At 72.3% G+C, this 24,835-nt stretch carries 21 protein-coding genes and 4 pseudogenes; 17 read left to right on the top strand and 8 right to left on the bottom strand.

From position 1 onward, the window contains the following. Positions 1-11: 11 nt before the first annotated feature. The 6 genes and pseudogenes from panD to XF36_RS34835 form a co-directional block, all read right to left on the bottom strand. A complete protein-coding gene (gene panD, locus XF36_RS13635; RefSeq protein ID WP_020628196.1) occupies positions 12-443 on the bottom strand; it encodes an aspartate 1-decarboxylase in 432 nt (143 codons plus the stop codon). A gap of 609 nt (positions 444-1,052) precedes the next feature. Then, complete coding sequence (locus tag XF36_RS13640) at positions 1,053-2,924, bottom strand: siderophore-interacting protein (protein WP_060712278.1); 1,872 nt, start codon at positions 2,922-2,924, stop codon at positions 1,053-1,055. Between the two features lie 184 nt (positions 2,925-3,108). Then, positions 3,109-3,396, bottom strand: a complete 288-nt coding sequence (locus XF36_RS32445; RefSeq protein ID WP_168169511.1) for a PrpF domain-containing protein — start codon at positions 3,394-3,396, stop codon at positions 3,109-3,111. A 303-nt stretch (positions 3,397-3,699) separates the two neighbouring features. Next, positions 3,700-3,984, bottom strand: a pseudogene (locus XF36_RS35570) (PrpF domain-containing protein); the annotation flags it as partial. A gap of 154 nt (positions 3,985-4,138) precedes the next feature. Beyond that, positions 4,139-4,369, bottom strand: a pseudogene (locus tag XF36_RS35575) (MFS transporter); the annotation flags it as partial. Further along, positions 4,363-4,686, bottom strand: a complete 324-nt coding sequence (locus XF36_RS34835) for an MFS transporter (protein ID WP_168169512.1) — start codon at positions 4,684-4,686, stop codon at positions 4,363-4,365. The gene XF36_RS34835 and the pseudogene XF36_RS35575, both read right to left, overlap by 7 nt. 106 nt (positions 4,687-4,792) lie before the next feature. On the opposite strand from XF36_RS34835, the gene XF36_RS13655 reads away from it, so the two are divergent. After that, positions 4,793-5,263: a MarR family winged helix-turn-helix transcriptional regulator gene (locus XF36_RS13655; protein WP_060712281.1), complete on the top strand. Its 471-nt coding sequence runs from the start codon at positions 4,793-4,795 to the stop codon at positions 5,261-5,263. 136 nt (positions 5,264-5,399) lie between these two features. Here the strand turns inward: XF36_RS13655 and XF36_RS13660 are convergent, their stop codons facing one another. After that, a complete protein-coding gene (locus XF36_RS13660; protein ID WP_064485424.1) occupies positions 5,400-6,083 on the bottom strand; it encodes a TetR/AcrR family transcriptional regulator in 684 nt (227 codons plus the stop codon). Positions 6,084-6,271: 188 nt separating this feature from the next. On the opposite strand from XF36_RS13660, the pseudogene XF36_RS35580 reads away from it, so the two are divergent. The 9 genes and pseudogenes from XF36_RS35580 to XF36_RS13695 all read left to right on the top strand — a co-directional run. Beyond that, positions 6,272-6,835: pseudogene (locus tag XF36_RS35580) on the top strand (MFS transporter); the annotation flags it as partial. Next, positions 6,733-7,620 (top strand): MFS transporter, encoded by an 888-nt coding sequence (locus XF36_RS35585; protein ID WP_414706243.1) that lies wholly within the window; start codon positions 6,733-6,735, stop codon positions 7,618-7,620. The pseudogene XF36_RS35580 and the gene XF36_RS35585, both read left to right, overlap by 103 nt. Before the next feature lie 312 nt (positions 7,621-7,932). Then, complete coding sequence (locus XF36_RS13670; protein WP_060712283.1) at positions 7,933-8,487, top strand: TetR/AcrR family transcriptional regulator; 555 nt, start codon at positions 7,933-7,935, stop codon at positions 8,485-8,487. A gap of 186 nt (positions 8,488-8,673) precedes the next feature. Further along, positions 8,674-9,405, top strand: coding sequence for a CPBP family intramembrane glutamic endopeptidase (locus tag XF36_RS13675; protein WP_060712284.1), 732 nt, complete (start codon positions 8,674-8,676; stop codon positions 9,403-9,405). After that, positions 9,402-9,683, top strand: coding sequence for a hypothetical protein (locus XF36_RS34110; RefSeq protein ID WP_238589261.1), 282 nt, complete (start codon positions 9,402-9,404; stop codon positions 9,681-9,683). Before XF36_RS13675 ends, XF36_RS34110 begins: the two co-directional genes overlap by 4 nt. After that, complete coding sequence (locus tag XF36_RS13680; protein WP_238589262.1) at positions 9,632-11,077, top strand: CocE/NonD family hydrolase; 1,446 nt, start codon at positions 9,632-9,634, stop codon at positions 11,075-11,077. Before XF36_RS34110 ends, XF36_RS13680 begins: the two co-directional genes overlap by 52 nt. Before the next feature lie 68 nt (positions 11,078-11,145). Then, positions 11,146-13,038, top strand: a complete 1,893-nt coding sequence (locus XF36_RS13685; RefSeq protein ID WP_060712285.1) for a S9 family peptidase — start codon at positions 11,146-11,148, stop codon at positions 13,036-13,038. A gap of 97 nt (positions 13,039-13,135) precedes the next feature. Next, positions 13,136-13,702, top strand: a complete 567-nt coding sequence (locus tag XF36_RS13690) for a hypothetical protein (RefSeq protein WP_060712286.1) — start codon at positions 13,136-13,138, stop codon at positions 13,700-13,702. A gap of 175 nt (positions 13,703-13,877) precedes the next feature. After that, positions 13,878-15,806, top strand: coding sequence for a S9 family peptidase (locus XF36_RS13695; protein ID WP_060712287.1), 1,929 nt, complete (start codon positions 13,878-13,880; stop codon positions 15,804-15,806). Positions 15,807-15,879: 73 nt separating this feature from the next. Here XF36_RS13695 and XF36_RS13700 read toward each other — a convergent pair whose 3' ends face one another. Further along, the gene (locus XF36_RS13700; protein WP_060712288.1) at positions 15,880-16,377 is read right to left on the bottom strand and encodes a MarR family winged helix-turn-helix transcriptional regulator; all 498 of its coding nucleotides are present in this window, start codon (positions 16,375-16,377) and stop codon (positions 15,880-15,882) included. A gap of 86 nt (positions 16,378-16,463) precedes the next feature. On the opposite strand from XF36_RS13700, the gene XF36_RS13705 reads away from it, so the two are divergent. From XF36_RS13705 to XF36_RS34115, 7 genes and pseudogenes are all read left to right on the top strand, one after another. Beyond that, positions 16,464-17,435 (top strand): aldo/keto reductase, encoded by a 972-nt coding sequence (locus tag XF36_RS13705; protein ID WP_060712289.1) that lies wholly within the window; start codon positions 16,464-16,466, stop codon positions 17,433-17,435. Between the two features lie 228 nt (positions 17,436-17,663). Continuing rightward, on the top strand, positions 17,664-18,515 hold the full coding sequence (locus tag XF36_RS13710; protein WP_202968527.1) for a TIGR03619 family F420-dependent LLM class oxidoreductase: 852 nt from the start codon (positions 17,664-17,666) through the stop codon (positions 18,513-18,515). A 75-nt stretch (positions 18,516-18,590) separates the two neighbouring features. Further along, the gene (locus XF36_RS13715; protein WP_064485425.1) at positions 18,591-19,604 is read left to right on the top strand and encodes an NADP-dependent oxidoreductase; all 1,014 of its coding nucleotides are present in this window, start codon (positions 18,591-18,593) and stop codon (positions 19,602-19,604) included. Positions 19,605-19,760: 156 nt separating this feature from the next. After that, positions 19,761-20,627: a CPBP family intramembrane glutamic endopeptidase gene (locus tag XF36_RS13720; protein WP_064485426.1), complete on the top strand. Its 867-nt coding sequence runs from the start codon at positions 19,761-19,763 to the stop codon at positions 20,625-20,627. A gap of 47 nt (positions 20,628-20,674) precedes the next feature. Continuing rightward, positions 20,675-23,407 carry a helix-turn-helix transcriptional regulator gene (locus XF36_RS13725; RefSeq protein WP_060712291.1) on the top strand — a complete coding sequence of 911 codons (2,733 nt, stop codon included), beginning with the start codon at positions 20,675-20,677 and terminating at the stop codon, positions 23,405-23,407. A gap of 68 nt (positions 23,408-23,475) precedes the next feature. Then, positions 23,476-24,349: pseudogene (locus XF36_RS30425) on the top strand (aldehyde dehydrogenase family protein); the annotation flags it as partial. An 81-nt stretch (positions 24,350-24,430) separates the two neighbouring features. Further along, positions 24,431-24,724, top strand: coding sequence for an aldehyde dehydrogenase family protein (locus XF36_RS34115; RefSeq protein WP_060712294.1), 294 nt, complete (start codon positions 24,431-24,433; stop codon positions 24,722-24,724). The last annotated feature ends 111 nt before the right edge of the window (positions 24,725-24,835 follow it).

Raw genomic sequence — 24,835 nt, forward strand, 5'->3', positions numbered from 1 at the left:
CGTTGCGGCGGTCAGCGGCCGGCGGTCTGCGCGAGCGCACCGGGCACCGGCTCGGCCGGGTCCACTCCGAGCGCGACGACCCGGTTGTCGGCGTCGACGTGCACCACCCGGGCGACGTGGTCGGCGACGGCGGGCTCGGGCACCTGCTGGTAGGCGACGATGATCGTCAGGTCACCCGGGTGCACGAGGTGCGCGGCGGCGCCGTTCACGCCGATGACGCCGCTGCCGCGTTCCCCGGTGATCACGTAGGTCTCGAGGCGGTTGCCGTTGTCGATGTCGAGGACCTGGACCTTCTCGCCCTCGACGAGGCCCGCGGCGTCCATCAGGTCCTCGTCGACGGTCAGCGAGCCGACGTAGTGCAGGTCGGCCTGGGTCACCGTGGCGCGGTGGATCTTCCCGCTGAGCAGGGTGCGGTAGCGGACGGTCTCGGTGGAGCCGGGCATGACGGAACCTTCCTCACCGGATCACCTCCGGCGCGGGCGTGGGGGTTGCGGAGCGGGTCAGGCGCCGGGACGTCCGACCAGGCTCCCGGGGAGCAGATCGGTCCAGGTGCGCGCGACGCGGCCGGGTGCTCGGCAGGTGCCGCCGCCGGGCGGCGGACACGGGCACGTGGCAGGGTCGAGGACCCCGACCGCCGCGACGACGTCGAACGGCACGCGGCCCGGGCGGCCTCCGTCGCCTGTCACCGTCGCGCCACCCCTTGCTTGCCTCGCCACACCTGCACTTAGGCAAGGCTAAGCAGGCGAGTGGATGCGAGGGTTCCGCCGAATGGATGACGCATTCCGGTCGCCGTCACGGGTCGGGATCTCCGCACGTCAGCGACCCGCGCCGACGGGAGGGACGCTCCACACACGGCGTCTGCGGAGCCCTGATGGTCCGAACGGGTGTGAGCACCGGCATGGCCCCGCCCGCGCCCGAGGGACGACAAGGGGCCGTCTCCGGCCGACCGGCGGCGGGTGACCCACGATCGCGGGCACGAGTCGGCACCGTACCGGGTACCGGGCCCGGCGCGACGCCCCCGGGGGACGGTCGCGCCGGGCGCGGGAGGAGGGTCAGAGTGCGACCGGCTGGAGCGACCGGAGCGTGTCGCCCCAGCCGACGGTCTCGGTGGTGACGGTCCGCAGTCCGGCGTCGGCGACGACGGCCGAGAGCTCCCCGGCCGTCCGGCGGCCGGAGCCGTGCAGGACGAGGGCCAGCAGGTCGTCCTCGGCCTCGTGCTCGTCGAGGTCCTGCTCGTCGAGCACGTCCTCCAGCAGCAGGATCCGCCCGCCGGGGGCCAGGCACTCCCCCGCGCGGCGGAGGATGTGCACGGCCTCCGGGTCGGGGTACTGGCCGAGCACCTTGCCGAACAGGATCGCGTCGGCGGCCGGGACCGGCTCGGCGATGGTCTGCACGACGACCTCCACGCGGGAGCGGGCACCATCGTCGGGGACGGTGCGCAGCAGCTCGGACCGGGTCCAGTCGGCGTCGGAGGGGCCGGCGACGATCGTGACCCGCGTCCCGGGGCGGCGGGCGACGACGGCGGCCGCGGCGGACACCGCGGCGTCGGCGTGGACGACCAGGTGGTCGACACCCTCCAGGGTTGCGGAGTCCGCCACCGGGGCGGCGATGTAGTCGGCGAACTGCGCGGTGTTGTCCAGGAGCCTGCGGGCGAACTCCTCGTCCCCGCGCAGGCTCGGGTAGTCGCGACCGGTGACCGCCGCGAAGGACTCCCGGCCGGTGCGCACCGCCTGCTCGAGCCCCAGGAACCCCTGCTCGCGGCGGGCGCCGACGCCGTCGCGGCGCACCACGTCGAGCACGTGGTCCTCGGTCAGGTAGAAGCCGGTGTCGGTCAGCGTGTACCCGCCCTGCTCGTCACGGTCGAGGATCTTGATCGCCACGAGGTACCGCAGCAGCTTCTCCAGCGCCCGCGGGTCCGCACAGGCCCGTTCGGCGAGTGACTTCGGATCGCGGGTCCCTCCGGCGACGAGCTCGCCGAGGCCGAGGTTTGCGGCCACCCGGATCGCCAGTGGGGGCAGCAGCTCGGCCTGCTCGTGGAAGGTCTCGAACGCCTCGGCGTTGCGTTCCTCGTCGGTCACCCGGGGGTCGGACTCGAGGGTGACCACCTCGCCGAGCCTCCAGTAGCCGGTGAAGTCGATCCGGCGCCGGTCCACCCCCGCCGCGACGAGCAGCCGCCGCAGGTCCCGCACGACGGACTGCTCCCCCGCCAGCCAGCCGGCGGTGGCCGCGGCGTCCCAACCCGGCCCCTCGGTCACCGTGCGCAGGCACTCGGCCAGCTGGGTCGACGTACCCGGCCCGGCGCCGTCCCGGACCAGCCAGGTGACCTCGACGCCCGGGTGCTCGCCGAGCGGGACCCGGTGTGCCGTCTCCGCGACCTCGATGAACACGTCCGCCCGCAGGTCTGCCGGCGCGGTCTCCAGCAGCCGCGAGACGGCGGGCAGCGCGGTGTCGTCCCCGGCGACCAGCAGCCGTTCGGCCGTGGCCGGCAGCGCGAGCGACGCCGCCGGTCCCGCCACGTGGACCCGGTCCCCCGGCGTCGCGCGGTAGGCCCAGGTGGTCGCGATGCCGACGCCGTGTCGCACGAACTCCACGTCGAGCTCACCGGCGACGGGGTCGTGGCGGCGGACCGTGTAGACCCGCCAGACCGGCCGGCGTCCCTCGGGCAGCTTGATGCCGCCGTCGCGCAGGATCGGCAGGACGGGCTCGGTCTCCCCCGGGTAGGGGAAGATCAACCGGAAGTCGTCGTCGAAGCCCGTGCTGGTGAACGCGGGCCAGGCACGCCCCTCGTCGTCGGTGAACGCCCCGAGCTGCTCCCCGGTGAGGGTCACGCGTCGCAGCGCGGGCGTGACGTCCACGATCCGCGAGACGCTGAGCTCACGCACGGCGATGGGGTAGACCGAGACGGCACGGTCCTGGTTGGGCATGGGGGCTTCTCCTCGCACGGGCACAGGGACGGAGCACGGCGATCCGTGGCGTCCGGCCCGGGCGTTTCCGACGAACCCACCCTATCGGCCGCGCGGCTCCGCCTGCGACTCTAACCACCGGTGTCCGGGCGGCCGTGAGCTGCCGACACGGCGTCGTCACACGGCCGTACCCACCTCCACGATCTCAGGTGGGACGCGGGTAGTACGCCCACCCCTTGGCAAGCCGTCGGGCCGTCCGACTGATGCCCAGCATGCGGAACTCGACGGACTCGGCCCCGGCCCCGGCCTGCACCCGGATCGGCATGACGCCGGAGGGGTGTCCGATCAGGACGGTGTCGGGCCTGCGTTCCGTCGCGACCTGGTGCACGGTGATCCCTGGCAGCCGCGACGCCGCGGCGAAGCTGATGGACGCGGTCCCGGCCATGCTCTCGTGCAGACGGTTCATGAACATCAGTCGGGCCCGCAGGTCCATGTCGTCGGAGTCGACGGCCTGTCCGTTGAGTGTGCTGTAGCCCCCCCGGCAGAGCCACGGCCCCGACCATCGGGATCGCCGGAACCTCGGTGTCCACCTGCCTCCACTCCTGGCACAGGCCGAGTCGGACGCAGACCTTGCCCCGGATCTCCCGGATGGCGGACACGAGCTCCGATCGGCCGTTGAGCTCGAGACCCTCGCTCCCGGTGAGACCCAGATCCGCCGCGGCGACCCAGGCGATCGGATTCCGGCATCGACGACCGACAGCCGGACCGTTCGCCCGTCCTCGAGCTCGACGGTGTCGAGTGGGTTCCCGGTGGGGAGAAGCCGGCCGGTGACGGCTCCGACCGTTCCCGACCAGTCCATGACGATCTCGGCGCCCGTGCCCGGCACCCCGGGGATCGCGAAGTCACCGTCCACCCGGGCGGCACCGTCGCGGACCGGGACGTGCGCCACGAGGACTTTGTCGGTGTTGGTGTTGCGGATCCGGACGACGGTCGTTCCCTCCTCGACCGGGACGAGCTTCTCGTCCACGGCGAACGGTCCGACGCCGGAGGAGATGTTGCCGCAGTTGCCGTTGTAGCTCACCAGACCGGTCTCGATGTCGACCTGCTGGCAGAGCCGGTGAGCCCGAGAGTGAGCGCTGTGAGCCCGGCGATGCTGAGCACGCCACCGACCACGTCGATGCGTCCTCGCCTCGGGCGTCGGCAGTCAGTGAGAGAAGCAGACCGAGACCGGCGACGACGGCGATGGGAACGTTGATGAGCAGCGCCCAGCGCCACTCCCACGAATCGGTGAGGATGCCACCGAGGAGCACACCGATCCCAGAACCTGCGCCCATGATCGTCCCGAAGACGCCGAACGCCCTGACCCGGTCCTGTCCGTCGGGGAAGGTCACCGACAGCAGAGCCAGCGCCGACGGGGTGACGAGGGCACCGAACAGTCCCTGCACCGCGCGGGCGGCGATCAACATCTTCCCCGAGAGATCTCCCCCGAGAGGGCAAGCCCACCCACGATGGAGGCGAGGGTGAACCCTGCCAGTCCGATCAGCAGGGCGCGGCGCCTGCCGATCGCGTCCGAGACGCGCCCGCCGAGGAGCAGCATCGAACCGAAGGCGAGCACGTAGACGGGGAGAACCCACTGACGCTGCACATCGGACAGTCCGAGGTCGGTCTGGGCCGAGGGCACAGCGATGTTCATGACCGTGCCGTCGACGACCATCATCAGCTGCATGGCCGACGCCCATCCCAGCGCCCACCAGCGTGCGGTCGGTGCGCTCCTCCTCGACATCGCCTGATCCGGCATCTGCGTCGACACTTTCGTTGGCTGAACCAATGTTGATTATGCCAACGATACACATCATTGGTGGCGCCAACAGTCGTGATAGGTTGACGACATGCCGGAGGTCTTCGAGGGTGGGAGCAGGTCGCAGCCGGACAGATTGCGCCAGACCCCGAGTTGGCTCATCACCCAGACCGCGACCCTGACCCACCGGCTCGTCGGCGCAGCCCTCACGGACATCGGCGCGACGCGCTACCAGTACGCGGCCCTCACCGCCGTCGAGGAGTTCGGACCGATCAGCCAGGCAGAGATCGGGAGGCGGTGCCACATCGACCGCAGCGACGTCGTCGCCACCCTCAACGAGCTCGCCGGCCACGGCCACGTCGACCGCACGCAGGACCCGGCCGACAGACGGCAGAACCTCATCACCCTCACCCGCGCGGGGCGAGCACGGCTACGGCAGATCACCCAGGCCGTCGACGCGGCGCAGACCTCGCTGCTCGGAGACCTGCCCGAGGAGCACCGCACCCAACTGGTGGGGACCCTCCAGAGCATCCTCGACCACCACGCGCGTCCATCCGAGTAGGCGCGGGCGGGTGCGACGGGCGATGGGCCGACCCATCCGGGTCCGTGCCGGTGCGCCGCGGTTCAAGCGGTCGGGGCCCCGACCGGAGGGACAGCGCATGACTGGAGCCACCGCACCCACGCACGATGAACGGCAGTCAGGAGGACCCTGTCGGCTCGCGGTCGGTGGAAGCCGGGCCGAAGGCGCGAAGGAACGTGGTGACGGCGGCCCGCACGACGGCCAACGATCGGCCGTCGGCCGGGATCCGAGCGCCCTGGGCGAAGTCGAACTCGAGTGGGCCTGCGACCAGCGCAAGGAACTGCTCGGCGGCGACATCCGGGTCCTGAGCGCGTAGCTCACCGCGCAGCGTCCAGCGCGCAATCTTGTCACCCAGCGCACGCCTGATCGGCGCCTCAGTGGCAGCCGTGACGACATGGTGCAGCTCGGGGAACTGCGAACTTTCGGCGCAGGCCAGCCGCCGCAACGCCCACAGCTCAGAGTCGCGCATCGCAGCAGAAAGATCCTCGCCGACACCGAGCAGCGTCGTCTCGACATCCCCGACGGAAGAATCCAGCCGCACCCGTACGGCCGACACCGACCGCGCCCCGATCCTCTCCGCCGCCGCCTCGACCGACTCGCGGAACAGGGTGGCCTTGTCGTTCATGTGGTTGTAGACGGTCGGCTTCGCGACGCCGGCCTCGCTCGCGATCTCCTTCACGCACGCGCTGGCATACCCGAGTCGCGCGAACACGGAGAACGCCGAGACCAGGATCGCGTTCCGCTTGTCGATCCGGCCTGACATCGGCCGTGCAGTCCGGACGCCCGGTTCGCCTGTGGTCATACCTCGACCATACCCAGCGAGCGACTCTACTAGTCCTACTGGACAGGCTTACTGTACCCATTGGTTCAGATAAACCTACTCGGAGGTGCACCGCGATGACTCGGTCCGACACAGCCCTCGACCCGGAACTCCGCATGGTGATCGTGGCCGTCCTGCTGGGCGGCATCATGGCCATCCTCGACAGCACGATGATCGCCGTCGCCGTGGAGACGCTCGGCCGTGCGTTCCAGACGGGCCTGACCACCGTCGGGTGGGTCTCGACCGGTTACCTCCTGGCCCTCGTCGTGACGATCCCGGTCACCGCATGGGCGGTGAGTCGATTCGGGGCCCGCCGGATGTGGTTCGTCGGACTGGCCGTGTTCCTGCTGGCGTCGCTCGCCTCTGCGCTGGCCTGGGACTTCCCGAGCCTTGTGATCTTCCGGGTTCTGCAGGGTGTCGGTGCGGGCATCGTCGATCCACTGGTGCTGATCCTGCTGGCCCGCGCTGCCGGACCCGCCCGCGCCGGACGCGTCATGGGTCTGATGGGTGTCGTCCTGTCCCTCGGTCCGGTCCTCGGCCCGGTACTGGGCGGTCTGGTTCTGGACAGCGCCGGCTGGCGGGCCCTGTTCTTCATCAACATCCCGATCGGGGCCGTCGCCGCCGTGCTGTCGTGGCGCCTGATCCAACGGGACGCCCCGGCCGACCTCGGCTCGGCCGGGCGCCTCGACCTCGTCGGCGTCCTCCTGCTGGTTCCGGGCCTGGCCGGGATGATGCTCGGCTTCACCCAGATCGGAGAGACCACCAACGTCGTGACCTGGCAGGTCCTCGTTCCCCTCGTGCTTGGAGCGGCACTGATGGGTGGGTACGTCCTGCACGCGGTGCACGCCCGGCGGGTGATGCCGCTGATCGACCTGCGGATGTTCGCGACGACGGGGTTCTCTCCAGCGTCCTCGTCCAGGGGCTGGTCGGGACCGGGACGTTCAGCGTTCTGTTCGCGCTGCCGCTGTACTACCAGCTCCTCCACGGATTCTCGCCCTCCACGGCAGGGCTGCTGGTCGCGCCGCTGGGCGCCGGGGCCGCGCTGGCCATGCCGATCGCCGGCCGGCTCAGCGACCGACTCGGCGCGAAGCGCCTGGTGCAGGGTGGTGGCACGCTCGCGCTGCTGGCCACACTGGCGCTCACCCAGATCGGCGGAGGGCCGGGCATCGGTACCGCGATCGCCGCAGGAGTCGCCGCGTTCGCCGTGGGCGTGGGTCTCGGGTTCGTCGGTGCACCGACGATCGGGTCGCTCTACCGGATCCTCCCGCCCCAGCAGGTGCCCCACGGAAGCTCGGTGCTCTACACCCTCAACCAGCTGGGCGCCGGGATCGGGATCGCAACCGTCGCAGTACTCGTCTCGACGGCGGGGGCGAACGACCCGCTCACCGGCCTGCACACGCTGTACTGGTTCGCCTCCGCCGCCATTGTGATCATCCTGATCTGCAGCCCACGTCTTCCTGGCCGGCCCATCTCGGTCAGTGAGGGGTCCACTGAGACCGCTGCGGGGCCCGCGGCGTGAGCGCGGACGTCCTCAGACCGTGCTCACTCATTCTCCCGGTTGCGCTTCCGAGTGGTGGGCGGGACAGGTGGCCAGGACTCGCAATGTGGTCATAGCCTCGTGCTCCCACTCGGTCCGGCAGGCAGGCCGGCCCACACCTCACCCCGTGCCGGTCCGCCGAACCGGTGCAGCCGGACTGCCTTCATCGTCGTCGGGCTGGTCATGTGCGCGTTCTCCGTCAACTGGATACCGTTGAGGCGAACCACCGATCCGTTTTTCTGGTTCACCGATCCGCTTATGTGGACCAGTGAACCACATGAGTCGAGGAACCCCATGCGCGCCGATGCCCGAGCCAACCGTGAGCGGCTGCTCGCCGTCGCGGGTCCGGTACTCACCACGGAGGGCGTCGGCACCTCGATGCGTGACATCGCCCGGCGTGCCGACGTCGGGCTGGCGACCCTCCTGCGACACTTCCCCACCCGCGAAGCGCTGCTGGAGGCGCTGCTCGGGACGAGCTTCGACGCGCGCACCGGCCGGGCCGACGAGCTCACGGAGCGACACTCGCCGTACGAGGCACTGCGGCGGTGGCTGCGGGAGTTCGTCGCGTTCACGACGCGCTACCGCGGCCTGCTGTCCGCCATGGTCACCGCCATCGAGGACAACGACTCGGCACTGCACACGTCCTGCGTCGCACTCCGGGCGGCAGGCGCGGAGCTGCTCGCTCGGGCCCAGGAGGTCGGCGCCGCACGTACCGACATCGACGGCGCCGATCTGTTCGCCCTCGTCTCGGCACTGGCCTGGCTCGGTGACCAGCCCGAGTTCGCCCCCCGCGCCGAGCGATTGTCCGAGTTGGTCATGGACGCGCTCACGACGCCGGCAGCCGGCTGACACCGGCTGTTCTCGCTCGGACGGCGGCGCCGGAAGTGTGGTCGGAGGTGAACGCCTCGCCGAAGAAGGGCGCAGCACCAGCTGATCCTCGCGGCGGAAGGGCGTCCCGACCAGTGACGCCGTGTCACATCCTTGACTGACACCTCGTGACTGCCGAGATGCGCCTGGCCGCGCTGTGCTGGTGCCATGAAGCATTCGACCGTCGTCACGCCCACCTCGAAGCCCCCCACCGACGGCTCCTTCCTCCGGAGAACGGAGGGGGACCAGCGCGGGCTCGTCGGTTGGGGCGAGATCGTCGCGGGCCTGGTGCTCATGGGGATCGCGGTCTACCGCATCCCGATCGCGCTGGAGCCGCAGGCCGCCGCGCTGGGACCGTGGTACGACCCGATCCTGCTGGCGCTGCCCGCCCTCGCCGCGCTGAGCGGCTTCTTCGCGGCAGCCCGGACCCGGCTCCGCGACCTCGGCGCCGTCGGGATCCGCCGGGCCTCGGGACCCGCGCTGCTGGCCGGGGCCGGGCTGGGGGTCGTCGCCCTCGGGGTGACCGCGGCCGCGACCCTCGGCCTGGAACGCCTGGGGGTGCCGACGGGGACCGCCACGCCGAACACGACGGTCCTGGGCCTGGTGATCCTGGGCCTGGTGCTGCCACTGACCTGGGAGCTGCTGTTCCGCGGGGTGGTGACCACGGCCCTGCTGCGACACGGCGCGGTCGTCGGCGTGCCGGGCAGCGCGGTGTTCTCCGCCGCCGCGGCGCTGCTGGTCCACTACTTCCTCCCGACGGCCTCGGTCGGGGTCGTGTCCGCGGTCTTCGTCGGCCTGATCGCCGCGGTCCTGCTGCGGCGCACCGGGTCCGTGTGGCCCGGCGTCGTCGCCCACGTGGTGTGCCACTCGCTCGCGCTCGGTCTGGTGGTGCTGTCGTGAAGCGGCTCCTCACCGCCGGTGTCCTGTCCCTGGTGCTGCTCGCGGCGTGCGGTGCCGGGGCCACCCCCACCGCCGCGGTCGCCACCGACACCCGGTCCGTCACGCACGCGGAGAACGACCGCGTCCCCGAGGGGGCCCGCTGGACCCAGCACTACTTCCCGACCTCCGACGGCGTCGAGCTCCACGCGGACGTCCTGCTGCCCGAGGACCTCCCCCGGACGGGAAGGTGCCCCTCGTCCTGTCCGCGGGGACCTACTTCGGTCACTCCGGCCAGCTGAGCGTCGAGGGCTTCGCGCACACCGGCCCGTCCGCCCGGTTCGACGACCTGATCACCGAGGGCCGCCTGCTCGAGCGCGGATACGGCCTGGGGATGGTGGACCTGCGCGGCTTCGGCGGCTCCACCGGCTGCACCGAGGCGATCGGCGGGAACACCGACCGCACCGACGTCCGGGCGGCACTCGACTGGGCCGCCGCGCAGCCCTTCTCCACGGGCTCGGTGGGCATGTACGGCAAGTCGATGGACGGCATCACCGCGCTCGTCGGGAACAACCTGGACCATCCGGCGCTCAAGGCCGTGATCGCACAGGAGCCCATCTGGGACATCCAGCGCAACATGCGCTCCGGCGGCGTCCCGCGCTCCACGACGGTCTCCGTACCCGGCATCTACAACCAGCTCGCCACCCAGCCCCAGATGCCCGACGACGACCCCCGCTACCTCGGCAACGCAGCCTGGGACTCGCCCGCGGGGCCGCACCCGGAGTGCACGATCCTCAACACGGCGTCCTACATGGACCCGAACCCGACGTCCGAGACCTGGCGCATCCGGAACCTGGCCGAGCACGCGAAGGGCACCGACACACCGCTGTTCGTGACCCAGGGCTTCCTGGAGTGGAACACCGACGCCGAGGGCATGCAGGAGTTCCTCGCGAACCACCAGGGTCCACAGCGCGCGTGGCTCGGGCAGTGGGACCACAAGCGCGGGGGCGAGCGCACCGCCGACGGCCGACTGGAGCTGGGCCGCGAGGGCTGGTTCGACGAGGTGTTCTCCTTCTACGACCAGTACCTCAAGGGCGTCGCACCGACGACCGCGTACCCGAACGTGCTGGTCGAGGACAGCACCGGCGCCTGGCGGGCCGAGACGAGCTGGCCGCGGGCCGACCGCACCGGATCCGTGCCCGTGAAGGGCGGGTCGTACACCGACGACGGTGCGACGTCGTCCTACGTCCAGCGGTCCGAGCCGGTGGCCCGGCCCACCCGGCTCACCAGCATCCCGCGGGTGTCGCTGACCACCCGGGGCACCGGGAACGTCATGGTCCGCCTGCACGACCTCGCCCCCGACGGCAAGGCCGTCATGATCAACCAGCAGGTCTCCCTGCTCCAGCCCGGCGAGACGACGCTGGCGCTGCGGTCGACGGACTGGACGCTGCCCGCCGGGCACGCCCTCGCCGTCGAGATCGGGACGGTGCAGCCCGGCGCGCCGATGATCAACGACTGGCTGCCGACCGTGTCGAACCAGCGGGTCACGGTGCTGGGCGGGCGGCTGGACCTGGCGCTCGACGACCCCTCCCGCGACACCCCGCAACCCGGGACGCCCGCGCCCTGGACGGAGCTCCACCGGCTCACCCAGACGTCCACCCCCGCGGCCGGCGCCCCGACCTTCCGACTCCCCTGAGGTCCTTGACCGTGCCGCGACGGCACAGGTTCTACTGGAGACACCGCCCGAAGAGAGGAGCACACCCGGTGACCACCACCGAGCCCCGCCTGATCCCGCTCGAGGAGTTCTTCTCCGACCCGGAGTTCTCCGGCGCGAGTCTCTCCCCCGACGGCACCCGGATCGCCTACCTCGCCCCGGCGGGCGGCAGGCGCAACGTCTGGGTCCGCGGGATCGACGAGGAACACGCCGACGCGGTGTGCGTCACCCACGACACCCGCCGCGGCGTCGGCAGGTACCACTGGACCGACGACCCGCGCTGGCTGCTGTACGAGCAGGACACCGACGGCAACGAGGACTGGCACCTCCACCGCGTCGACCTCGAGGCGCCCGACGAGCCCGCCGTCGACCTCACCCCGCTGCCACCCGGGTCCCGAGTGGCGGGCGTCGATCCCCTGGAGGGCGTGCCCGGCAGCATCCTCGTGGTGATGAACCGGCGCCCGCTGTACTTCGACCACTTCCGGATCGACGTCGCGACCGGCGAGACCACACTGCACCTGGAGCAGGCGGCTCCCGAGGAGACGGTCCTGCTGGACCGGGCGGGCACCCCGGCGTTCCTCTCCCGGCTGACCGACGGCGAGTGGCACTTCTCCGCCATCGACCCGGACGGGAGGCGGCGGCCGATCCACACCGCGGGCGGCGTCGAGCACCCGTTGGCCGTGGTCCCGCAGTACGTCACGCCGGACGGGCAGGGTCTTCTCCTGGGGTCCTACGGCGACGGTGACGACCTGCAGCTGATCCGGCTCGACCACGCGACCGGCGAGCGGACCGTCGTCGCCGCCGTCGAGGGGCACGACCTGGACACCCTCGGGGCGCTCGACCCGCGGCTGCCCCCGATCCTGTTCACCCGGCGCGGCAGCGGCGAGGTGCTCGCCGCCCGCTTCGTGGGCGACCGCGGCCGGATCGAGGTGCTGGACCCGGAGTTCGCCGGGGTCTACGCGGAGCTGCAGAAGCTGTCCGACGGCGTGCTGGGCACACTGTCCTCCGACGAGGCCGGGCGCCGCTGGATCGCCACCTTCGTCCACGACCGCGAACCGGCCGTGACCTGGCTCTACGACCACGAGACGGGCGAGAGCCGGGAGCTGTTCCGGCCCTACCCGCACCTCGACCCGGCCGACCTCGCCCCGATGCGGGCGGTCCACTTCCCGGCCCGCGACGGCCTGCCGCTGCACGGCTTCCTCACCCTGCCGGTCGGCAGGCAACCCGAGGCGCTGCCGCTGGTGGTGCTGGTCCACGGCGGCCCGGGGGCGCACGACACCTGGGGCTACGACCCGCAGGCCCAGTTCCTCGCCAACCGCGGGTACGCCGTGCTGCACGTCGAGTTCCGCGGCTCCACCGGCTACGGACGGCGCCACCTCACCGCGGCCGTCGGCGAGCTCGCGAGGGCGATGCACACCGACCTGATCGACGCCGCCGACTGGGCGGTGGCCGAGGGCATCGCCGACCCCGAGCGGATCGGCATCTACGGCGGGTCCTACGGCGGCTACTCGGCGCTGGTCGCCGTGACCGTCACGCCGGACTACTTCGCGGCCTCGGTCGACTACGTGGGGATCTCCGACCTCGTCGAGTTCCTGCGGTCGGTCCCGGAGTTCGCGCGGTTCGGCCTGGTCAACAACTGGTACCGCTACGGAGGCGACCCGGACGTCCCCGAGCAGCACGCGGACCTGCTGGCCCGCTCGCCCATCACGATGGTCGACCGGATCCGGACGCCGCTGCTGGTCGCACAGGGCGCCAACGACGCCCGGGTGAAGCAGTCCGAGTCCGACAACATCGTCGCCTCCCTGCGCGAGCGCAGGGTCCCGGTCGAGTACCTGCTCGCCGAGGACGAGGGTCACGGCTTCGCGAACCCGGAGAACCAGCTGCGGCTCTACCGGGCCATCGAGCGCCACTTCGCCGAGCACCTCGGCCGGCCCGACGCCTGAATCCTCGGCGGTGCGACAACAGGGCCACGACGATCGCACCGTCGATCGGCCACGGATCCGGCCCACAGGAGCGACCGGGGCTGGCAAGGTGGCCGCCATGGCGAACGCTGTCACGGTCGCGATGCTCGACGAGGACACCTGGCCCTCGTTCGCCGCGCTGGTCGAGGCGAACAACGGTGTCTGGGGCGGCTGCTGGTGCATGGGCTTCCACGTCAAGCTCGGAAAGGGTCGTGGTCCCCAGCAGAATCGGGACGAGAAGCGCGAGCTCGTGCGTTCGGGCACCACTCACAACGTGCTGGTCCTCGACGGCGACGCGTGTCGGGGCTGGTGCCAGTTCGGCAGCCCGGCCGAGTTGCCCGAGATCAAGAGCCGGCGGCGGTACGACAAGGAGCTGACGCGACTGCCCGACTGGCGCATCACCTGCTTCTTCACCGGGAAGGGGCTGCGCAAGGGCGGAGTCGCCGACACCGCGCTCGGCGGTGCGCTGGCCGAGATCGACCGCCTCGGCGGCGGGATCGTGGAGGGGTACCCGGAGGAGACGGACGACCGCACGGTGTCGGGCTCGTATCTGCACACCGGACCGATGGCCGTGTTCGAGAAGCACGGATTCACCCGCACCCGGCCGATCTCCCCACACCGCTGGGTGGTGACCCGCACCGTCTGACGCGGGGTTCACACCCCGACTGCCGTCGCGGTGCGGCGCCACAGCGGCCCGCGCGACGTGGCGAGGAAGGCGGCCGGTTGCCTCCAGGCGTCGTGCGGCCCTCGGGCCTCTTGACTCGGACGCGGCGGCACAGATTCGAATCCAGGACGTCCGTATCACGACACCGGAGATCGCCATGACCGCTATCGCACCACCCGACCCGATCACCGTCGAGGCGTTCTTCGCCCCGCCCACCCGCATCGACGCCCGGATCTCACCCGACGGCACGACCGTCGCCTATCTCGGCCCGTGGCGGGACCGCCTCAACGTGTTCGTCCGCGACCTGGACAGCGACTGGCCCGACGCCGACTCCCCGGACGACCTGGCCACCCGCCGGCTCACCTCCGACGACCACCGCAGCATCGACACGTTCTTCTGGAGCCCCGACTCGCGCTATCTGCTCCATCTCCAGGACGCCGACGGCGACGAGAACCACCACCTGATGCGCGTCGACCCTGCCCGGCCGGACGAGCCCGCGGTGGACCTCACCCCCGCCCCCGGTGCGCGCGTGCTGGGCAGCCAGTTCTGCGCCGACCGGCCCACCTCGGTCTTCGTCCAGCTCAATCCCCGCCGCCCGGACCTGATCGACCTGATCGAGATCGACCTGGTGACCGGCCTGTCGACCCCGGTCGCCGAGAGCACCGGCGACACCATCGCCTGGCTGCGCACACCGAGCGGGCGCGTTCTCGGCATCGGCATCGCCGAGGACGGCACCCAGCTGCTCTCGGAACACGCCGAGGACGGGATCCGGGCGATCGGCCGGTTCTCCGGCCTCGACCACCCCTTCGGCCTCCTGCCGTGCGTGCCGACCCCGGACGGCTCGGGGCTGTGGATCGGCTCGCCCCGCGGCTCCGACCGCACCCGGCTGGTGCGGCTCGACCTCGACACCGGGGAGGAGATCGGGGTGGACAGCCATCCGGTGTTCGACCTCGACGCCCAGCGCCCCGCCGTCGACCCCCGGTTCGCGCCGCCGCTGATCGTGCACCCGGTGACCGGGGCGCTCCTCGGCGCCCGTTACCTCGGTGAACGCCAGGTGATCCACGCCCTCGACCCGCACTTCGCCGAGGTACTCCCCCGGCTGGCCGAGCTGTCGGACGGCGATCTCGCCCACGCGTCCTGCGACGACACCGCCCGGCGCTGGGTGGTGGACTTCACCCACGACCGCGACCACCGCGTCACCTGGTCCTACGACCACGACACCGGCACCGCGCGGAGGTTGTTCCGCCCACACGCACATCTCGACCCCGACCGCCTGGCCCCGGTCATCCCGGTCACCGTCCGGTCCCGCGACGGCCTGGACCTCCCCTGTCATCTGACCCTGCCGGTCGGGGTCGAGCCCCGTGACCTGCCGACCGTGGTCCTGTTGCACGGCGGCCCCTGGTACCGGGACAGCTGGGGTTACGACCCCGAGGTCCAGCTGCTGGCCAACCGCGGCTACGCCGTGCTGCAGGTGAACTTCCGCGGCTCCACCGGCTACGGCAAGGCCTTCACCCAGGCCGCGATCGGCGAGTTCGCCGGCCGCATGCACGACGACGTCATCGACGCCCTGGACTGGGCGATCGCGCAGGGGTACACCGACCGCGACCGGGTCGCGATCTTCGGCAGCTCCTACGGCGGCTACGCCGCCCTCGTCGGGGCAGCGTTCACCCCGGGCCGCTTCGCCGCCGCGATCAGCTACACCGGCATGTCCGATCTCGTCGATCTCACCCAGCGGGTCGTGCCGGTCGCACGCAAGGCCGTCGTGAACAGCTACGGCCGCTACATCGGAGACCCCGGCGACCCGGCCCAGGCCGCCGACATGCTAGCCCGCTCCCCCATCAGCCGGGTCGACGACATCACCGCGCCGGTTCTGCTGATCCACGGCGCCAACGACGTCCGGGTGCACCGCAGCAACTCCGACCGCATCGCCGAGGCGTTGCGCGCCCGCGGCGCCGAGGTCGAGTACCTGCTCAACGAGCGCGAGGGCCACTGGTTCGTCAACCCCGACAGCAACATCGAGCTCTACCGCACCCTGGAGCGATTCCTGGCCCGCCACCTCGGCGGACGGGTCCCGGACGAGGGCTGATCGGGCTCGCCACATCTCACACCGGCTCGACCTCACGGTGCCGACCGCCTCCCTCGGCGGACGGCCGACGATCTCACCGCGCGCGGAGGGAGCTGTCGTCACGCACGGCCGCCTCCACCGCCGACCCGATCCGGGACAACGCCGCCAGGTCGTGGGAGTCGATACGGTCGAGCAGGTACTCACGGACCGCGGCGACGTGCCCCGGCGCGGCCGCCACCACCGCCCGGTGCCCCGCGTCGGTCAGCGCGGCGGTGGTGCGCCGCCCGGCCCCGGGGAGTCGGGCCCGGGTGAGCAGGCCCCGCTTCTCCAGCCGCCCGACGACATGGGACAGCCGCGACAGCGACGCCGCGGTCCGTGTGGCCAGCTCGCTCATCTGCAAGGTGCGCTCGGGCTGCTCGGACAGCACCGAGAGCACCATGTACTCGAAGAACGTCAGGTCGGACTCACGTCGCATCCGGGCGTCCAACGCCGCAGGCAAGCTGATCATGATCGCCGAGTTGGCCAGCCAGGCCTGCATCTCGTCGGGAGCCAGCCATCTCGGGTCGCCGTCCCGTCCCTCCCGGTCAGCCATGTCCCCATTCTAGATTCTTGTTGACGCTTCAAGTCCAGGCGAGTACATGTTGAAGCATCAAGTTCACTCGTCGGAAGGATCCGCGCATGCCACGCGCACTGCTGGGAGGACTCGAGGTCTCCCTCATCGGCCTCGGGGTGATGGGGATGTCGGCGTTCTACACGGGGGCGGGCCGCGACGACGCGGCAGCGGTCCGCACCGTCCACCACGCGCTCGACCTCGGGGTCACCCACCTGGACACGGCCGAGGCCTACGGGCCGTTCGTCAACGAGGAGCTGCTGGGGCGGGCCGTGCGCGGCCGCCGGGACGAGGTCGTGCTGGCGACCAAGTTCGGCCTGGTGCCGCACACCGGACGCCCCGTTCCGGACGGCAGCCCGGCCGGAGTCGCCGCCGCCGTCGAGGGGTCGTTGCGGCGGCTGGGTACCGACCACATCGACCTCTACTACCAGCACCGGGTCGACCCCCGAGTCCCCATCGAGGACACCGTCGGCGCACTGGCCGAGCTGGTCGAGGCGGGCACGGTGCGCCACATCGGGCTCTCGGAGGCGAGCGCGGCGACGATCCGCCGGGCGCACGCCGTACACCCGCTGGCGGCGGTCCAGACCGAGTACTCGCTGTGGACCCGCGACGTCGAGACCGATGTCCTGCCCACCCTGCGGGCGCTCGGGATCGGACTGGTCCCCTACGCCCCGCTCGGGCACGGCTTCCTGACCGGGACCGTCCGCTCGCTCGACGGTCTCGACGCCGGCGACTGGCGCAGGAGCAACCCTCGCTTCGCGGGCGGGAACCTCGTCCGCAACCTGCACATCGCAGACGAGGTGCGCGACATCGCCGACGAGCTCGGCGCCACGCCCGCCCAGGTCGCGCTGGCCTGGCTGCTGGGCCGGGGCGACGACATCGCCCCCATCCCGGGCACCACCCGCATCGAGCGCGTCACGGAGAACGCTGCCGCCGTCGACGTCCGGCTCTCCGCGGTGCAGACCGCGCGGCTGGACGCACTGCGCCCCGCCGTCGGTGAGCGCCACATCGAACCGGACATGGTGACCATCGACCGCTGAGCGGCCGGCCACCCACGTGGCCGACCGTCGGTCCGGAGGACAACGGATACGCTCCCCGATCCGCTCGGGACGCGACGCCGCTAGGAAGGAAACGGGGCTGTGCGCGACGCGAGGACCGAGGCGTCGACGACTCGGTCCTCGCCACTACGACAGCCGAGGAGCGGCGCAGTGCGGATCGGATTCGTTCTTCCCCAGTTCGGACGAGGGGCAGCGCAGATCGACCAGGTCATGAGGTTCGCGGCGAGCGCCGAGGAGCACGGGGCGGAGAGCCTGTGGGTCGGTGACCGGCTGCTCGCCCCCGTGAGTCCCACGGTCAACCTCGGCAACCTCGACCACATACCGGCCATCATGCGCGCGAGCCACGACCCGCTGACCCTCCTGGGCGTGGCGGCCGCGGTCACCACGCGCGTCCTGCTGGGCACCAGCACCATCAACGCACCGTGGTACCCGCCGCCCCTGCTGGCCCGGCAGGCGTTGACCCTCGACCAGGTCAGCGGCGGGCGGCTCGTGCTCGGGCTGGGCGTCGGGTGGAGTCCCGACGAGTACGCCGCGGTGGGTGTCCCCTGGGAGGAGCGTGGGGCACGGCTGGACGAGTGCCTCGACGTCCTGGCCGCCTGGTGGCACGACGACCCGGTGGAACACGCGGGGCGCACCGGGACCATCATGCCGTCGTACGTGCAGGTCAAACCGCACGGCATCCCGATCTACCTGGGCGGGTGGGGACGGCGTCCGATGCAGCGGGCGGCCGAGCGTGCCGACGGCTTCCTGCCGGTCCTGCTGCCGGACACGGTCGATCAGCTCGATGCGGTGGTCAACCGGCCGTGGCAGCGGCTGCGGGATGCCGCGGTGGCCGCGGGCCGCCCGGCCGACGCCATCGGCGCTGCGCTGCGCTACAACGTGGCGGCCGACGACGACCCCGCCCACATCGGCGGGGTGCTGCGCCGGGTGACCGCCGAGACCGACGTCGCGGACGTCTTCGTCGACTTCATGGAGAAGGACCCGGTGGGCGACGAGGCCGTGGATCTCGCCGCGCGGGTCCTCGACGCCGCCCGTGACGGGTCCCGTCACGGCCGACGCTGACCGACCACGGCCACCCGCTGCGCTTCGGCACGTTCGTGCCCGGGCATCGCAGCACTACCAGGGAGCACAGCAGTCATGAGAGCAGCGGTCATCACCTCGTTCGGCACGCCGGACGTGCTCCACGAGTCCCGGGTGGACACCCCCGTACCCGGACGCGGCCAGGTGCTGGTCGAGGTCCGCGCGGCGGGGGTGAACCCCGCCGAACTGCTCGCACGGTCCGGTGCCTTCGACCTACCGGCCCCGGCGATCATCGGGTTCGAGTTCGCCGGCACCGTCGCGGCGCTCGGCGACGACGTCACCGGGATCGAGGTCGGTACGCGCATCGCGGGCTGGCCGGACGGCTTCGCGCGAGGCTCCTATGCCGAGTTCACCCTCAGCAGCAACTACACGACCATCCCCGACGGGGTGACCTTCGAGGACGCGGCCGCGACGGTCATCGCCGCGGACAACGCCGCGCGAGGACTCGCACTCCTGCGGCCGCGCCCGGGAGAGACGATCGTGGTCTCCGGGGCGAGCGGGGCCCTCGGCGGCGCCGCCGTGCAGTTCGCCCGCCTACAGGGACTTACCGTCATCGGGATCTCGGGACGGTCCAGCCTGAAGCACGTGCAGAGCCTCGGGGCGATCGCCGTCGAACACGGCGACCACCTCGCAGACCGCGTGCGTGCGGTCGCGCCCGGCCCGATCGACGCGGCCCTCGACACCGCGGGCAAGGGACTCGTGGCGACGCTGGTCGACCTGCGCGGCGGAACCGAACGCGTCGTCACCCTCGCGGACCCCGCCGCGGCCGCCCAGGGCGTCACCTTCAGCGCGGGGCACCCCGGCAACCGGGACCACCGCCCCGTGCGGGAAGCGCTGGAGCACATCGCCGCTGGCGAATGGCGCACCCGGATCGCCCGCACCTTCCCGCTGCACCGGGCGGCCGAGGCACACCGGACGCTGGAGGCCGGGCACACCCGGGGGAAAGCTGCTGCTGATCCCGTGAGGACCGACGACCGGAGGACCCGCGGACACGATCGGGGCGAGGCGACCGAACCGGCGATCCGTTCCTTGACCCTGCCCCAGGGGCACGCTGTGTGCTGGTGCCCATAGGTCGTCCCATCGACCGAAGCACCCAGGAAGGTTCTCATGAACAGGCCAGTCCCCGGTCGTCGCCGTCCCGCTGCTCCGCCCGAGTCGTCCTCTGCGCCGACGCAGCGCCTCAGCACCGCGCTCGACGGACGACGTCCGTTCGGCGCGCACCTCCGGATGAGCTGGTGGAAACCGCTCCTGCTGATCGCGGTCCTGCCGGTGGTCCTGCTCGGCTCCCAGGTACTGGCGTGGTCGGTCGTCGGGGCGGTCGAGGGCTCCGACGACCCGTTCTCCGCCGAGTTCACCCCGCTGAAGTCCCTGGCCGCCAACCTGTCGATCGGGGCGACGGGCGTCGTGGCGCTGCTGCTGCTCGCGTGGATGACCCGGGTCCCCTGGCGGCTGCTCCTGAGCCCGCTGCGGAGGTTCGACGGACAGCGGCTCGGCCGCTACTCGGCCGTCGCCGCCGTGCTGGTCACCGCCGGCCTGGTGACCGTGGCCGTCGTCGGGCCCGAGGCCACCGGATGGACCGGTTTCGCGATCACCGACACCACCCTCGCCCTGCTGGCCGTCACCCTGCTCACCACCCCGATCCAGGCGGTCGGGGAGGAGCTGATGTACCGCAGTGTCCTGCTTCCCGCCGCGGCGAGCTGGGCACGCGCCGCCCGGCCCGCGCTGGTCGTCGGCCTTGCGGTGTCCACGCTGGCGTTCGCAGCCCTGCACGGTTCGGCCGATCCCTGGCTGGCCGGCTACATCACGTTGATCGGCCTGTGCACCGGTCTGATGGCCGTGATCAGCGGAGGTGTGGAGGCGCCGATCGCCTTCCACGTCGTCAACAACGTGCTCGCCGGTATCGGCAACAACGTCATGTCCGGGGGCGGTACGTCGGCCGTCGACCGTTCCACCGAGACCGGCGGCCCGCCGTTGCTCATCCTCGCCGCGGTCAACATCGCCATGGTGCTGGCGGTCTGGCTGCACGAGAAGCAGCGAGGATCCGCTGTCGGCCGGGCGGGGATCACCCGGCTCGACCCCAGCCGGTCGTCATGAGGGAACGCCCCGGCGCGGCCGACCGCCCACCTCCTCCCCGGCAGGCGATGACGGCGCCCGGTCTCCCGGCCACGTTCGCCGGACGGCAGGCGGAGGTCGGCGTCGTGGCCGAGGTGCTCGACCGGGCCCGCCGCGGCGCCGGGGGAGCCCTGGTGCTCTGGGGCGAGCCGGGGATCGGCAAGACCGCGCTGCTCGACCACGTCACCGCGGCGTCCTCCGACATCACGCCGTGGGTGGTCCGGCCCGCACGGTGCGAGTCCGCGGTCCCCTTCGCCGGGCTGTACACGCTGCTCCGGCCGGTCGAGCACCTCATCGGGGCACTCCCGGTGTCCTCGGCGACCGCGCTCCGCGGCGTGCTCGCAGGGGAGCCTTCCGGACCGGGACGCCTGCTCACCGCCGTCGCGGTCCTGTCCCTGCTGTCGTCGCCGGCCCTCGACCGTCCGGTCGTGGTCGTCGTCGACGACGCGCACCGGCTCGACGCGGAGACCGCGTTCGTGCTCGGATTCGTCGCCCGACGGGTGCGAACCGACCCGGTCGCCATCCTGATCGCCGACCACGACGCACCGGCCGGAGGTCCGTGGGAGGGGCTCGATACGCTCGCGGTCGGCGCCCTCCCCGACCAGGACGCCGCCCGGCTGGTCGCCGGCGCCCACCCCGGCATCGACGAGGCCGCGGTCACCCGCGCGGTCGACGCGGGTGGCGGCAACCCGCTGGCGCTGCACGAGCTGCCGACACCGGTCGACGACCTCACCGGCGCCGTGCCCGTCGGGCCCCGGCTGCGGAAGTCCTTTGCCGAGCGCCTGCAGACCATGCGGGTCCCGGCCCGCGAGCTGGTCGTGCTGCTGGCGGCCGCTCGTACCGACGGTGACCAGCTCGCACTCGTCCGGGCGGCCCAGTCCCCCGGCGCCGACCAGCCGGTCTGGGATGAGGCGAACCGGTCGGGGCTGCTCGCCGGGACGCCCGACCAGCCCGCGCTACGGCACCCGGTCGTCCGGGCCGCCGTCTATGCCGGCGCCTCCCCGTCCGAGCGCCGGAACGCCCACGGCACCCTGGCCGCCGCGTTCCCGCCGGAAAGCCGCGGCCATCTCTGGCACCGGGCCGCGACCGCGCCGGACGTCGACGAGGAGATCGCCGGGCAGCTCGAACGGACGGCGCCCTCGGGCTCCGGAGCCGTCCCGATCCTGCGGCGCGCCGCCGAGCTCTCCCCCGACCCGGCCGCCGCGACCCGCAGGCTCGCCGGTGCGGCCGTCGCCGCCTGGCACGGCGGGGACGCGACGACGGCGCGCCGGTTGCTGGCCGATGCCCGCAGTCTGACCGACGAGGCCCAGGCCACCCGCGCCAGCCGCGGCCTGCGCGGGGTACTCGAACTCGCCGAGGGATCCCTGGAACGAGCACACCGATCGCTCACCCGCGACATCGCCGAACTCGACGATCCACGCACCGGCGTCGAGCTCGGCGCCGCCGCCCTGCACGCCGGGTGGTCCGCGGGCCGTGACGACCTCGTCCGCGAGACCCTCGCCGGTCTCGCGCGACTGACGACACCCGGGCTACCCGATGTCCTCCCCCACGTCCGGAGGTGGTGGGCACCGACGACGAACCCCGTCGAGCCGGTGCCGTCGGCCGACCTCGGCGACGTCATGGCGCAGATCTCCGGGGTGGAGTCCCAGCTCCTGCCGCCGTCGGCGCTCGGACTGGTGTGGGGCGTCGACGAACCGCTCGCCGACGCCACGCACACCCTGCTCGGGAGGCACCGCAGGAACGCCGACCACACCTCGCTCGCCGCGGCACTGGCGCGGAGCGCGCGACTCGATCTCGCCGCAGGCCGGTGGGGTGCAGCGGAGGACGCCGCGACCGAGGGGCTCGCCTCGGCCGAGCGGATCGGCGCCGAGCACATCGCCGCGGAGTGCCGTGGCTGTCTCGGCTGGCTCGCCGCCGCCCGCGGCGACCGCCCCGGGGTCGATCGTCTGGCCGCGCACATCCTGCAGCTCGCCGGGCCGCGCCGCGATCGCGCGGTCAACGCCTCGGCCCAGTGGAGCCGTGGCATGGTCGCGCTGGCAGGTGGTCACGCCGATGCCGCGCTCGACCTGCTCGCCCGCCTGGACGAACCCGGACACGAGGCAGCGCATCCGATCGTCGCGCTGCTGGCCTGCCTGGACACCGTCGAGGCCGCCGTGCAGGCACGACGACCGGACATCGGCGAGCGGCGCGTCGAGGCGCTCGACGCCTGGACACGGCGGAGCGGCGCACCGTGGGCGAGAGCCACCACGCACCTGACGCGCGCGCTGCTGGACGAGCCCGTCGCCGAACGGTCCTACCGCGCGGCGCTGGACGTGCCCGGCGCGTCCCGGCGCCCGTACGAACACGCACGGGCCCACCTGCTCTACGGCGAGTGGTTGCGGCGACAGCGGCGGCGCCGCGACGCCGCACAGCAGCTCGACGCCGCGGCGCAGACGTTCCATGCGCTGAGAGCCCACCCGATGCTGGAGCGAGCCCGGCGCGAGCAGCGCCTCACGACGACGCCCGCACGCCGTGGCAGCGTCGCCGGCACCGGGCTGGCGACGCTGACCGCGCAGGAACTCCGAGTGGGCCAGCTCGCCGCGGAGGACCTGACCAACCGCGAGATCGGGGCCCGGCTACGGATCAGCGACCGCACCGTCGGGCACCATCTGTCGCACGTGTTCGCCAAGCTCGGGGTCCGCTCCCGTCGGGAGCTCGCGGCTGCCGGTCTCACCGGCCCGAGACGACGGACGGACGTGACCCCCCTCGGTGGCGACGGATAGCACGGCCGATGCCTGCCCCGACGGATGTTCCTACCGTGGCCTCGACACCGACGAGACGAGGCCAGCAGATGTCGAAGCCCGCGGCAGCACCTGGTGCCGGGTACGACGGGGCGCCCCGGCTGGAGTCCCGTGACCCGGCCACCGGGGAGCTCCTGGGCACGTTCGTCGACGGTGGCGCAGGACGGGCCCGGACCGCGATCGCTGCCGCGCGGCGCGCGTTCGCCGCCACGCCGTGGGCGCGGGACCGGCATCGGCGTGCCGCTGCGCTCTCGGAGATCGCCGATCGGCTCGACGCCCGCAGCGACCAGGTCATCGACCTGCTGTCCCGCGAGAACGGCAAGACGCTGGGTGAGGCCGCGCTCGAGGTCGGCCCCTCCGCGGCCAAGCTGCGCTACTACGCCGCGCTGGCGTTGAGCGACCACGGCCGGGCGGCCGAGATCCGCCCGGGGATGTACTCGATGAGCCTCAAGGAGCCGGCGGGCGTCGCCGGGATCATCGTGCCCTGGAACTCGCCCGTGATCCTGTCCACGCGCTCGTTCGCGCCCGCTCTGGCCGCCGGATGCACCGTCGCGATGAAGATGCCGGCGCAGACCGGCCTGGTCAACGAGCTGCTCGCCGAGATCATCACCTCGGCGCCGAGCCTGCCCACCGGAGTCGTCACTGTCTTCACCGAGAGCGGGTCCGACGGTGCACGCCTGCTGGTCTCCTCCCCCGATGTCGACGTCGTGAGCTACACGGGGTCGACCGCGGTCGGGCGGCAGATCATGGCAGCCGCCGCCCCCACGCTGAAGGGCCTGTCCCTGGAGCTGGGCGGCAAGACACCCATGATCGTGTTCGACGACGCCGACCTCGACGCCGCCGTGCCGGTGCTGGCCAGGGCGGTCACCACGTTCGCCGGGCAGTTCTGCATGGCCGGTAGCCGGGTCCTCGCCCAGCGCGGCATCGCCGACGAGCTGCGTGAGAGGCTCGTCGACGCGTTGCGCGCGGTCCGCGTCGGCCCCGGCACCGATCGTCCAACGCGAGGTGTTCGGTCCGGTCGCGACCTTCGAGGTGTTCGACGACGAGCTCGACGCGGTCGAGCGCGCCAACGCCACCGACTTCGGCCTGGCGGCCGGGATCTGGACCCCGGACGTGGACCGGCCGCTGCGGGTCGGACGCAGCCTCCGGGTGGGGACGGTCTGGACCAACACCTGGGCGGTCGTCCACGACCAGTTCGAGGAGGGCGGCTACAAGCAGTCCGGCGTGGGCCGCCTCAACGGGCTGCGCGGCCTGGAGGAGTTCCAGGAGACCAAACACCTCGTGCACACCGCGCCGTGACCCCGGCCGACGGATCGGAGCACCGCGCCGGTGCGGACGGCCAGGACCGCTGGCAGCACTGTCGTGCCCCACCACTCAGCAACAACGACGCACCTTCGCACCGGCCCATTG

Source organism: Pseudonocardia sp. HH130629-09, assembly GCF_001294645.1.
Lineage (GTDB): Bacteria > Actinomycetota > Actinomycetes > Mycobacteriales > Pseudonocardiaceae > Pseudonocardia.